Origin of the sequence: Flavobacterium lacus (assembly GCF_003268815.1) — a bacterium.
GTDB classification, from domain to species: Bacteria; Bacteroidota; Bacteroidia; order Flavobacteriales; family Flavobacteriaceae; genus Flavobacterium; species Flavobacterium lacus.
On sequence record NZ_QLSV01000002.1, the window covers coordinates 201114 to 213859 of the forward strand.

The following is a 12746-nucleotide window of genomic DNA, read 5'->3' on the forward strand; positions in this document are numbered from 1 at the left end:
AAATGAAATTCAATTTAACTTTAATTACACTTTTAATTACGTTCTTCTCGTATGCCCAGAAAGGCAGCGTAAAAGGTACATTGACTGACAAAGATATGAACAATGAACCACTTCCTTTTGCAAATGTTCAATTAAAAGGAACAACAATTGGAACTACTACAGATGAAAATGGTAAATATAGTATTGATGCTGAACCTGGAAATTATAAAATAGTTTTTAGTTTTTTGGGGTATGAAAGCGTTGAAGTTAGTGTTACAGTAAAAGCAAACCAAACAACAACTATAAATAGTTCATTAACTGCCGGTGGTGGAGTTGCTCTACAAGATGTTGTTGTGGCTACTACAAGGAGAAAGAATACAGAGTCTGCCCTAGTAATGGAAATGAAAGAGGCAAAACAAGTAATAAGTGCGATTTCTGCCGAACAAATGAGTAAAGGCACAGATAGTAATGCTGCACAAGCCATGCAACGTGTTCCTGGAGTTACTATTAATGATGGTAAATTTGTAATGGTAAGGGGTTTGAATGAAAGATATAATAATGTTATGATTAATGGTGCTTTGGCTCCTAGTACAGAAGTAGATAGAAGAACTTTTTCTTTCGATTTGCTTCCCACAAGTGCCTTAGAAAAAATGACTGTTAGTAAGACTGGAGCAGCTTATTTGCCAGGAGATTTTGCTGGGGGTCTTGTAAGTGTAACTACATCGGAAAATTTCAATGATTTCACACAGTTGTCTTTTAATGTTGGTTTTAGAAACAATACAACATTTGATGATTATTTTCAGACTGAAGGTTCACCAACAGATTTTTTAGGTACTGACAATGGTTTCCGTCAATTACCAAGTGGATTTCCATCGGATAGAGATGCATTAAACAATAATGAACAAAGTGTATTAGCTGCCAACCAGCTATCAAATAATTTTAATCCTACTGAAGGATCAGCATTTTTAGATACAGGAATAGGATTTAGTTTAGGAAGACAAATAAAATTAAAGAATGATAGATTATTGAGTACAATTAATATGCTATCATATTCAAATAAATTTCAAAATTTTACCAAAAATGTAAATACATACATTAATGATTTAACTAGCGGAAATGTGACCCAACAGCAGTTACAAAGAGATTTTGATGATGCGTACTATAGTAATGAGGTTAGGCTATCTCTGTTATCAAACTGGTCATACCGATATAATCCTAATAATAAAATTACATTTAAAAACTTGTATAATCAAATTGGTGAAAATTTTACGACTTTACGAACAGGTTTTGACATCGATCAAAGGCCCGGCCAGTTGCTGAATAATTACGAATTTGGCTACTCAGGAAGAAAAATATTGACATCGCAATTTAATGGAGAGCATAAACTTTCCGAAAAAAACAATATAAACTGGGTTCTTGGAGGAAATATAATTAATGACATTCTGCCTGATTTAAGAAGATTTCGAACTTTCAGAGATATTGACACCCCAAATGCACCATTTAAAATGATTGATCCTCCGAGTTCCAATCCATTTGATACAGGAAGATTCTACTCAGAATTAAATGAACAATCAGTTAATGGAGGAGTGGACTATGAGCATAAAATTGAGCGTGTGAAGAATGATGAAGAATTTGCCAATATAGTTCTTAAAGCTGGTGTCTTCACCGATTATAAAACCAGAGATTTTAGTGCTCGATATTTTTCTTATTTAATTCCGGGTAATGTAAGTCCTGACAGAAAAGAAGAACTTCTTATCTTACCTTTAACTGAAGTTTTCAGTCCGGCAAATGTAACGGCTACCAATGGCTGGGTACTAAGAGAAGGTTCAAATCAAAGCGATTCGTACAAAGCTAATAATTTGCTTACAGCTGGATATGTTTATGGTGAGTTACCAATTGCTAAATTACTTTTAACCGGAGGTGTTAGAATTGAACACAACAGGCTTGAAGTAGACGGTTTTCAAGGAATTCAAAGGTTATTAGTTGAACAACCTATTACTTCTGTATTACCATCAGTCAATTTTAGTTATACTTTTAATGAAAAAAATCTTTTACGATTAGCTTACAGCAGAACGGTCAATAGACCTGAATTTAGAGAGATTGCACCCTTTCTTTTTTACGACTTTCAAGAAGATACCGAAGTAGTAGGTAGTACAGATCTTACCACAGCTACCATTGATAATTTTGATTTGAGATATGAACTCTATCCAAGTAAAGGAGAAACAGCAAGCATAGGTGTTTTTTATAAAAACTTTGATAAACCGATAGAATTTAATTTACCAACTGTGAGTCAACAAAGAAGAATTTCATACACTAATTCTGATTCTGCCATCCTATATGGTGCAGAAGTTGAACTGAGAAAATCAATGAAAAATATATTCAAAACCGGTTTCTTGTCCGATTTATCTGTCAACCTAAACGCTTCTTACATTTTCTCAGAAGTTGAACTTGGCGGAGCTGCTAATATCCTTCAACAAAAAAGAGCACTTCAAGGTCAATCGCCTTATGTAGTTAATGCTGCTTTAGGATATGATAATAAGGAAAATGGTTGGAATGGTAATATTATCTTTAATCGTTTTGGAGACAGAATTTATGCAGCCGGTAGTGAAAACTTTGCAACAATATATGAAATTGCACGAAATCAATTAGACTTTACTATCGCTAAATCATTTGAAAAAGTGACTTACAAACTAGGAATTGCAAACATACTAGATGATAAATTTCAATTTTTTCAGGACTCAAATACTGACAACAAAATTAGCGACAATGACGATCCTGTATTTGTACATAAAACAGGTGCGTTATTCAATTTCAGCGTAACTTATAAATTTTAAACATAAATAACACTTAACTATTTTTTATTATGAAAATTACTAAATTCTTAATGGCAAGTCTACTACTTTCCGCATTTACTTTTGTAAGCTGTAGTGATGACGACAACAACACACCAACTACTCCTGTTGATGAAGTTGTAATTTTAGAAGGAAATCTTGAAACCACAACTTTAACCAAAGACAATAAATACTTACTGAGAGGTCAAGTTTTTGTGAGAGATGGTAAAGTTTTAACAATTCAACCTGGAACAATTATTAAAGGAGATAAAGCTACAAAAGGAACTTTAATTATTGACAGAGGTGGAAAAATCGAAGCAGTTGGTACAGCTACTGAACCAATTGTAATGACATCCAATTTAGCAGTTGGTGAAAGAGATAGAGGAGATTGGGGCGGTTTAGTTATATTAGGTAGAGCTACTAACAATCAACGTAATGCTCCAGGTTCAAGTACTGAATGGCCACAAATTGAAGGTATTTCTCCTGCTGTTGAACATGGTGGAAATATTGATAATGATGATTCTGGTGCTTTAGTATATGTACGTGTAGAATACGCAGGTATTGAGTTATCACCAAACAACGAAACTAACTCAATAACGTTAGGAAGTGTTGGAAGTCAAACGCAATTAGAGTACTGTCAAGTATCATTTGGAGGTGACGATGGTTTTGAGTGGTTTGGTGGAACAGTAAACGGAAAATACTTAATCTCTTTTGCCTCATGGGATGATAGTTTTGACGTTGACTTTGGTTATTCTGGAAAAAATCAATTTGGTGTAGAAGTGAGATATCCATCATTTGCAGATCAATCAGGTTCAAACTCATTTGAATGTGACAATGGTCCTGCAGATAATGCTTATACTTCATATACAACAGGTGTATTTTCAAACTTTACTTGTATTGGTCCAAAAGCTACAAATACTCAAAGCATTAGTGCTAGTTACCAACATTCAATTGATTTAAGAAGAGCTACTGCTGTAACAATTGCCAATTCAGTTTTTGTTGGATATCCAAGAGGAATCAGAATGAATCAACAATCGGTTTATAATAACTTCAATAATGATGGTAGAGGTAATTTATTAAACAACGTTTTACACCATGTAGGTAGTTCAAAATTTACAGTTGGTTCTGGTATGACTGCTACTGCTGCAGACTTAGAAGCGTATTGGACAGCAAATGGCAACACAACCAATTCTAACGAAGATTTTGCTGCTGCTTTAACTGCGTTAGGCATAAATGGCAATGTGTTTTTCGGAGCAAATGTAACATCCGGTTATTCATCTAACCCTAGTTTTGCAGTTACATCCGGACTATTAACAAGTGGTGCTAGTTTTACAAATTCTAAATTAGAAGGCCTAGATACTACAACCTATGTTGGAGCTTTTGGAGCTAACGATTGGACGGATGGATGGGCTAGTTTTTTACCGAACAGCAATCCTTATTAATATAATATAAATTTTATAAAGAGCTTAACACCAAAAATGTTAAGCTCTTTGTATTTTTGAACAATTCATACTCAATAAATTTTTATGAAAAATTACCTATTTTTAAGTTTGTTATTTCTATTCGTTTCTTGTGAGAAAGAAAAAATTAATTCAACTCCCGATAACTATTTATCAAAAGAACAACAAGAAGATTTTAAACTATCGATTGTCCGCTATTTTGAAAAATTACCAACTAAAAAAGCCACTCACGAAACAAAATTTGATACTACACATAATTCCTATTACTTGAAGAAAGCTCAAAATAGTGATTTGTTACATTTATTTATTGATGGTGATTCAACTTATTATTTCGCTGTTGCTAAAATTGCACCGAGTCTTAAAATAAAAAAAGTAGCCACAATTGGAAAATTGAAAAAAAACAATTCCGGTGAAATAACGTATTATGAAGAAGCCATAAGAACTTGGAAAATGGAAGAAAAAGAATTGAAAGAAAAAACAAATTTATTGTTTGAAAAATATGTAAACAATGAAGATTTAAGTCCTTATTTTACAAAAAATTCAGGGGAAGATTTTTACATTGAATTTCCGGATGACAATAACGAATATAATGTCGAAAAAAGACAATGGGTAACTAAAAATTAGTCCATTTTGTACAAAAAAGTTTCTTTTTCACGAAGTTATAATTTTTGGTACACTATTTGAAATATTTTTTATACATTTACCAAACCAAGTCGGAAAGATGAAAAAAAATTACTTTTATACTATTCTTTTAGCGGTTTTTCTTGTTTCACTGACAGTCTCTGCTCAGGAAAACAAGCCACAGCAACCCAACAAAACTCAGGAAACTACCATTGAGGGGCTTAGCTTTTATCCTAATCCGGTGAGTAACGGAAAAGTGTACATCACCTCAAAATCATCATTAGCCAAAGAAGTAACCATTTTTGATATTCTTGGAAAAGTTGTACTTCAAAGCACGATTAATACTAAAGAATTGAATGTTTCTTCACTTTCCCCGGGCATTTATATGATTAAAATCAAAGAAGGTGAAGCTACGGCTACACGAAAATTGATTATCAAGTAGTTAGATTTTCACTTTTTTTATAATTTAATGATTCTTTTACATACTTTTTTTCCTACTCAGAAAAAATGTGCTTATCTTTGTCGTATAATTTTTATTTAAACATTTATAAAATGAAAAAACTTTACTTTTTATTATTAATTAGTTTTACTGCCGCAGGTTTTGCACAAAACATAGTGGTGAACCCTACTTTTGCCGACGGATTAAATGGATGGTCTGCTACTGGCTCAAACTATGCATTACCAACTTTAATTACAAATGATGGACAGGACGACAGTTTTTCAGTACAATATGTTGCCACTGCCACTACTGGATTTGACCAACGATTTACTGTAGTTCCCGGAGCAACAGTTGAAGTAAGCTTTTGGTATAAAGCAGTAAGAACAGATGGAGCTGCAACAGGAAATACCGCTAGAATTTGGAGCGTATTTCAAGCAGAAGACACGACAACACCTATCAATCCTCCGGGAACAACAGGAGCAGCAAACGACCCTTTAAGAAACAATAATGGCTACCTTCCACAAGCAACAACTTGGACATTTGTAACTGTTACATCTGAAGTACCAGTTGGAGCAAGCAGATTTCTATTACAATTGAGAGCTTATAATGGTGCGACTATCAGTTTTGATAATATATCTTTTGTTAGTCCAGGTGCTGCATTATCTACATCTTCTTTTAATTCAATTGCAGGTTTATCTTTATATCCAAACCCTGTAACTAATGGAATGCTAAACATTTCTACACAAGCTAATGCTGAGAGAACTGTCCAAATTTATGACATCTTAGGAAAACAAGTTGTCAACAAAGTAACTTCTAACGAAGCGATTAATGTTTCTAACTTAAACGCAGGTGTTTATATTGTTAAAATTACCGAAGAAGGAAAAACGGCTTCAAGAAAGTTAGTGATTAACTAATTTTTCTTTACATAAATTTTAAAAGCATCAACGAAAGTTGGTGCTTTTTTTATTCCTATTTTTGTACCAATGAATCCTTATCCAGACCTATTTTCTATCAGTAGTCAAAAAGAATTTGAGAAAATCACACTCAAAGTTTTTCGGCATCAGTATGATCATAATCAAGTGTATCAGGATTTTTGTTCGTTGTTGAAAAAAGATAAATCTAACGTAAAATCGATAGAAGAAATTCCGTTTTTGCCTATTCAGTTTTTTAAAAGTCATGAGATTTTAAGTTCAAATGATTCAGTACAAGAAACCTTCACCAGTAGTGGAACCACCGGAATTTTGACAAGTAAACACCTTGTCACTGACTTGGCCATTTACGAACAAAGTTTTAGAAAAACCTTCTCCCAATTTTATGGAAATACCGAAGATTATGTTGTTTTAGCTGTACTTCCCTCCTATTTAGAAAGAGATGGTTCATCATTAATCTATATGGTTAATGATTTAATTGAAAGCTCAAATCATCCTGAAAGCGGATTTTATTTGAATAATTATGATGAATTAATTCATAAACTTATTGAATTGGACTCTTGGGGCCACAATATACTTTTAATTGGTGTAACGTATGCTTTGTTGGATTTGGTTGAAAAGCAATCCTTTCAATTAAAAAACACCATTGTGATGGAAACCGGTGGCATGAAAGGCAAACGAAAAGAAATCATCCGCGAAGAATTACATGCTATTTTATGCGATGGTTTTGGCGTTTCCACCATTCATTCGGAATATGGCATGACTGAATTGTTGTCGCAAGCTTATTCCTTAGGAAACGGCATTTTTGAATGTCCGCCTTGGATGTCTATTCTCATTCGTGATACGGAAGATGCGTTAAGTTATATTGATTACAGTAAAACCGGCGGAATCAACGTCATCGATTTAGCAAATATTAATTCTTGCTCTTTTATTGCTACGCAAGATTTAGGCAAAAAATATCCCAACCATTCGTTTGAAGTGTTGGGACGTTTTGATGCTAGTGATATTCGAGGGTGTAATTTAATGGTAATTTAAAGTTACATTTTTAATATAATTTCTTTTTTTTCTAAATCAATATCATATTTAAGCTTGTCGTTATTTCTAAGTCTTAACTCAAATTTAAGTCCCTTAGGAAGCGAAATGAAACTACTTCCTCTACCTCTAAAATCAACTACACATGAATCTTTAGCATATTCTACACCTCCAATTACAGTTTTGATTTTAAACCCTGTTAATATTGAAGATGGAATTTGAGAATTTTGAATTATGCTTTTAGGCAAGACTACAAATTTCTCATTTTTATATATTCTTCTGTATTTGGACTCATCCGTGAATCCTCTTAAATTCAACTCTCCCCTAAACCTTTTGTCATATTTTACTCCATTATCTCTTATTAATCTTCTAACAGAAAATACTTTAGGTTCTGACAACACCTTAACTATGAAGTAACTTTTCTTACCCCTTTGCAAAAGAATAAACTTGTTATTAATTAGATGATTTTTACTGATTTTAAAACCTTCTATAACTTTAGTTCTATTAACAGAAATTGAATTTTCTTTCAATGCTCTTCTAGCCTCTGAATTAGATGATAAAAATTTTGTTTTTCCGCTTAAAACTTCAACCAAATCCATACCACTACCTAAATCTTTTTCATCTATTTCAATTTGTGGAACACCTTCAAAAACATCTAAAAATGTCTCTTCATCCAATTGTTTTAAATCTTCTGATGTTGAATTTCCAAACAAAATAGTCGACGCTTTTACTGCTTTTTCATATTCCTCTTGTGAATGTACAAAAACCGTAATTTCTTCGGCTAATTTCTTTTGTAACAAACGTAAATGCGGTTCTTGCTGATGTTTTTCAATCAAATCTTCTATTGTAACTTTGTCTAAAAACGTAAAAATTTTAATGTATTTTTCCGCATCAGCATCAGTCGAATTAAACCAAAATTGGTAGAATTTATACGGCGAAGTTTTATCCGCTGTTAACCAAACATTTCCTCCCTCCGATTTTCCAAATTTTGAACCATCCGCTTTGGTAATTAAAGGCGTAGTTAACGCAAATGCTTTGGCTCCTTCGTCTTCAGTATTGACGTTTAATCGTCGCACTAATTCTGTTCCGGTAGTAATATTTCCCCATTGATCAGAACCGCCCATTTGAAGCAAACAGTTGTAATGTTTATGCAAATGATAAAAATCGTACCCTTGAATTAATTGATAGGTGAATTCGGTAAACGACATTCCTTCGCCTTCTCCAGCGATTCTTTTTTTTACCGAATCTTTCGACATCATGTAATTGACTGTAATACGCTTACCCACATCACGGACAAATTCGATAAACGAAAAATCCTTCATCCAATCATAATTATTCACTAGAATTGGTGCATTAGCATCCGTTGAATTAAAATCTAAAAAGCAAGACAAAACGCCTTTGATTCCTTCCACATTTTTATTCAAAGTCGCTTCATCCAACAAATTCCTTTCATCCGATTTTCCGGATGGATCGCCAATCATCCCGGTTGCTCCTCCCACTAAAGCAATGGGTTGATGACCAAAATTTTTAAGGTGAACCAACAACATGATTTGCACCATACTTCCAATGTGTAACGAGTCAGCAGTTGGGTCAAAACCAATATAAGCGGTCGTAGCTTCTTTTATCAATTGTTCTTCGGTGCCCGGCATCATGTCGTGAAACAATCCTCTCCAACGTAACTCTTCTACTAAATTTTTCATGTGTGGATATTATTTACTTTTAAAATTTAAACGGAATTGCTTTTTTCGTTGGTACTTTCCGTTTAAAAATAATTTTGGCAAAGATAGTTTTAATTCGATAATTTGAAAATGTAGCACAGAAACATTTATCTTTGTTTTTATGAATTTAGTTACAGGCGGAACCGGCTTAGTTGGGGCACATTTATTACTTCATTTACTTCAAAATGGCGAAAAGGTTCGGGCTTTGTTTCGAGCTGAAAACAGCATACAAAAAACCAAGAACCTATTTAACGAGCTTAAAAAAGGTGATTTATTTAATCAGATAGAATGGTTTCCGGGCAATATAAACGATATTCCTGCTTTAGAAAAAGCTTTTAAAGATATCGTAAATGTTTATCATTGTGCGGCATTAATTTCCTTTGATGGCGTAGAGGAGGAAAATCTTCGTAAAATTAACATTGAAGGAACGGCCAACATGGTGAATTGTGGTTTGGCTTTTGGCGTAAAAAAATTCTGCTACGTAAGTTCTATTGCCGCTTTAGGCGATTTGAAAGAAAACGACCTCGTTATTACCGAAGAAACTGAATGGAATCCTGAAAAACCACATAGCGATTATGCTCTGTCAAAGTTTGGTGCCGAAATGGAAATTTGGCGAGCCGAACAAGAAGGTTTACCTTGTGTAATTGTGAATCCGGGAGTGATTTTAGGAACCGGTTTTTGGGATTCTGGAAGCGGTGAAATTTTTATGAAAGTAAAAAACGGAATTCCCTTTTACACCAACGGTTCAAGCGGTTTTGTCGCCGTAGAAGATGTTGTATCTGTGATGTATCAACTTATGAAAAGTAGTATTTCGGGAGAACGATTTACACTAATCAGTGAAAATATTGTTTTTAAAGAATTTCTATTTTGGATCAGTGAAGGGATAAGCAAGAAGAAACCCTCCTTTTATGCTAGACCTTGGATGACCGCCATTATTTGGCGACTAGATTGGTTTTTTTCGATGGTTTTTTTTCAAAGAAGAAGATTTTCAAGAGCAACAGCTAAATCGTTACACACCACTGCTATTTATTCGAATGATAAAATCAAAAGCAAATTAAATCATGAATTTCAACCCATTAAAGAAGTGGTGAAAAATGTTACTTTTGTTTTTTCAAAAAAGTAGTCGCTTTTTTAGCATTTTTTGCTTCAAGTGTATCTTTCGAACGCGTTCTTAACTCACTGGCTTTCTTGTTTTCCTCTTCTTGTTTCATTTTCAAAAGACTGTCTGCTATTTTTTTATTTTCATCAAGTCGATTTTCAACTGCTTCATACATTTTTTTGTATTTTTTTAAATCCGAAGCATAATACGCCGAATTTTCTGCAAATTGCAGGCTATCTATCGCATACTTTTTATAAATATAAGTCCGTGAATTGATGTTATTATCACCTAAAGCCCCCGGATTAACTGAATTTATCGCATCAAGCATACTGATGTCATAAATAATATCAATCATTTTATCCTCCTTAATAAGTTTGGAAGGTTTTTTTACTCCATTGTCTTTACACGAAAGGAATAAGATTGAAAAAACCGTTAAAAGAACTATTTTTTTCATTTTCTTATCGGTTAAAAAGCAATCGCATTCCCGCTTTGGTATCACTTACTTTTGAATTCTGATACACCAATTCACCATTGACAAACGTATGCGTAATTCTTGATTTAAAATTTGTTCCTTCAAATGGAGACCAACCGCACTTGTAAAGGATATTCTCCTTTTTCACATTCCAAGGCATGGCTGGATTTATCAAAACCAAATCGGCATAGAACCCTTCTTTAATAAAACCCCTATTTTCAATTTTAAAAATCTTAGCTGGGCTATGAGCCATTTTTTCTACAATTTTTTCTACGGTTATTTTACCCTGGTGATACGCTTCAAACATGGCTACAACGGCATGTTGCACTAATGGCCCGCCCGACGGGGCTTTGGTGTAAACCTGATTTTTTTCCGCTAACGTGTGTGGTGCATGATCGGTTGCTACCACATCAATACGATTATCTAACAACGCAGCCCACAAAGCGGCCCGGTCGTTTTCTGATTTGACTGCCGGATTCCATTTGATTAGGTTTCCCTTTGTTTCATAATCTGCATCGGTAAACCACAAATGATGAATACACACTTCGGCTGTAATTTGTTTTTCTTCTAATGGTATTTTATTTGTAAATAATTCTACTTCTTTCGCCGTAGAAATATGAAATACATGCAGGCGAGCACCCGTTCGTTTGGCTAGATCAATCACTTTAACCGTAGATTTGTAACAGGCTTCCACACTTCTAATTTCAGGATGAAATTTTACGGGTATGTCGTCTCCATAGTCAGCTTTAAATTTTTCAAGATTGCTTTTCACCGTAACTTCATCTTCGCTATGCACAGCAATTAATAATTTTGTACTAGAAAATATTTTTTCAAGTGCATCAGAACTATCCACCAACATATCTCCGGTTGACGAACCTAAAAACAATTTCAGGCCAGCTACATTTCTGGGATTAGTTTTTAAAATTTCTTCCAAATTATCGTTGGTTCCGCCCATCATAAACGAATAATTCGCATGCGATGTTTGGGCTGCAATTTGGTATTTTTGCTCCAACAATTCCTGTGTAATCGCATTGGGCACCGTGTTGGGTTGTTCTATATAAGATGTAATTCCACCCGCTACTGCCGCTCTGGATTCTGAGGCAATATCGGCTTTGTGTGTTAATCCGGGTTCACGAAAATGCACTTGGTCATCAATAGCTCCGGGAATCAAAAAATTTCCTTCGGCATCAATAACTTTATAATCAGGTTTCGCACTAATGCTATCAGCAATTTCTGCAATAAACTGATTCTCTATCAGTAAATCCCCTTCAAAAATTTTACCTTCGTTGACAATTTTTGCATTTTTTATTAAAATCCTTTTCATTTTCATTTCGATTATAATCGATTAAATAGTTTTTTTATACGCAACGAAATCACTCCAAAAACAGCTTCTTTGATAATAGAATTACTCATTTTAGATTGTCCTTTTGTGCGGTCTGTAAAGATAATAGGAACTTCATTAATTTTAAAACCCTTGCAATACGTTCTGTATTTCATTTCAATTTGAAACGCATAACCTACAAACTTAATTTTGTCAAGATTAATCTTTTCAAGTACTTCTCTTCGGTAACAAATAAAACCTGCCGTGGCATCATGAATTTTCATTCCGGTTATTATCTTTACATAAACTGAAGCAAAATAGGATAACAAAACCCTGCTTAAAGGCCAATTTACAACATTAACTCCACGAACATAGCGAGAGCCAATGGCCATATCGGCTTCACGGGTTTGACAAGCATCGTATAATTTTATTAAGTCTTGAGGATTATGCGAAAAATCAGCATCCATTTCAAAAATAAAATCATAGTGATGTTGCAACGCCCATTTGAATCCATGCACATAGGCTGTCCCCAACCCCGATTTACTTTTTCTAACTTGTAAAAAAAGTTGTGTTTTAAATTCTTTTTGAAGGAACTCAACCTTTTCAAAGGTTTTATCCGGTGAATTATCATCTACAATTAATATGTGAAATGGTTTTTCCAGAGCCAAAACTGCCCGAATAATACTTTCAACATTTTCAATTTCGTTGTAGGTTGGAATGATTACTAATCCGTTACTCATAAAAAGACAAAATTTCAAAGCAAAAGTAAACTTTTTATGAACGTTGATTCATAATAAAATTATAATAAAGCGATTGATTCAAAAAAATAGTAATTTTACAAATTA

Annotated in this window: 10 protein-coding genes and 1 pseudogene; 7 read left to right on the forward strand and 4 right to left on the reverse strand. The window is 33.8% G+C overall.

Features of this window, described 5'->3' with window-relative positions; genetic code table 11:
• The first annotated feature begins 2 nt into the window (after nt 1-2).
• The 6 genes from B0I10_RS02540 (at nt 3) to B0I10_RS02565 (ending at nt 7294) form a co-directional block, all read left to right on the forward strand.
• Nucleotides 3-2813 (forward strand): TonB-dependent receptor, encoded by a 2811-nt coding sequence (locus B0I10_RS02540; RefSeq protein ID WP_112084923.1) that lies wholly within the window; start codon nt 3-5, stop codon nt 2811-2813.
• A 29-nt stretch (nt 2814-2842) separates the two neighbouring features.
• The gene (locus tag B0I10_RS02545; RefSeq protein ID WP_112084924.1) at nt 2843-4252 is read left to right on the forward strand and encodes a hypothetical protein; all 1410 of its coding nucleotides are present in this window, start codon (nt 2843-2845) and stop codon (nt 4250-4252) included.
• 84 nt (nt 4253-4336) lie between these two features.
• Nucleotides 4337-4894, forward strand: coding sequence for a hypothetical protein (locus B0I10_RS02550; protein WP_112084925.1), 558 nt, complete (start codon nt 4337-4339; stop codon nt 4892-4894).
• A 97-nt stretch (nt 4895-4991) separates the two neighbouring features.
• Nucleotides 4992-5333 (forward strand): T9SS type A sorting domain-containing protein, encoded by a 342-nt coding sequence (locus tag B0I10_RS02555; RefSeq protein ID WP_112084926.1) that lies wholly within the window; start codon nt 4992-4994, stop codon nt 5331-5333.
• 110 nt (nt 5334-5443) lie between these two features.
• Nucleotides 5444-6244 carry a T9SS type A sorting domain-containing protein gene (locus tag B0I10_RS02560; protein WP_181456874.1) on the forward strand — a complete coding sequence of 267 codons (801 nt, stop codon included), beginning with the start codon at nt 5444-5446 and terminating at the stop codon, nt 6242-6244.
• Between the two features lie 69 nt (nt 6245-6313).
• On the forward strand, nt 6314-7294 hold the full coding sequence (locus B0I10_RS02565) for a LuxE/PaaK family acyltransferase (protein ID WP_112084928.1): 981 nt from the start codon (nt 6314-6316) through the stop codon (nt 7292-7294).
• A 392-nt stretch (nt 7295-7686) separates the two neighbouring features.
• Here B0I10_RS02565 and tyrS read toward each other — a convergent pair.
• A pseudogene (gene tyrS / locus B0I10_RS02570) lies at nt 7687-8991 on the reverse strand (tyrosine--tRNA ligase); the annotation flags it as partial.
• A 139-nt stretch (nt 8992-9130) separates the two neighbouring features.
• On the opposite strand from tyrS, the gene B0I10_RS02575 reads away from it, so the two are divergent.
• Nucleotides 9131-10132: an NAD-dependent epimerase/dehydratase family protein gene (locus B0I10_RS02575; protein WP_112084930.1), complete on the forward strand. Its 1002-nt coding sequence runs from the start codon at nt 9131-9133 to the stop codon at nt 10130-10132.
• Here B0I10_RS02575 and B0I10_RS02580 read toward each other — a convergent pair.
• The 3 genes from B0I10_RS02580 to B0I10_RS02590 are packed head-to-tail and all read right to left on the reverse strand — an operon-like array spanning nt 10107 to nt 12641.
• On the reverse strand, nt 10107-10562 hold the full coding sequence (locus tag B0I10_RS02580; RefSeq protein ID WP_112084931.1) for a DUF4296 domain-containing protein: 456 nt from the start codon (nt 10560-10562) through the stop codon (nt 10107-10109). The two genes, B0I10_RS02575 and B0I10_RS02580, sit on opposite strands and share 26 nt — an antisense overlap.
• A 4-nt stretch (nt 10563-10566) precedes the next feature.
• Nucleotides 10567-11904, reverse strand: coding sequence for a dihydroorotase (locus B0I10_RS02585; RefSeq protein ID WP_112085034.1), 1338 nt, complete (start codon nt 11902-11904; stop codon nt 10567-10569).
• A gap of 11 nt (nt 11905-11915) precedes the next feature.
• Nucleotides 11916-12641, reverse strand: a complete 726-nt coding sequence (locus B0I10_RS02590) for a polyprenol monophosphomannose synthase (protein ID WP_112084932.1) — start codon at nt 12639-12641, stop codon at nt 11916-11918.
• Nucleotides 12642-12746: the final 105 nt, after the last annotated feature.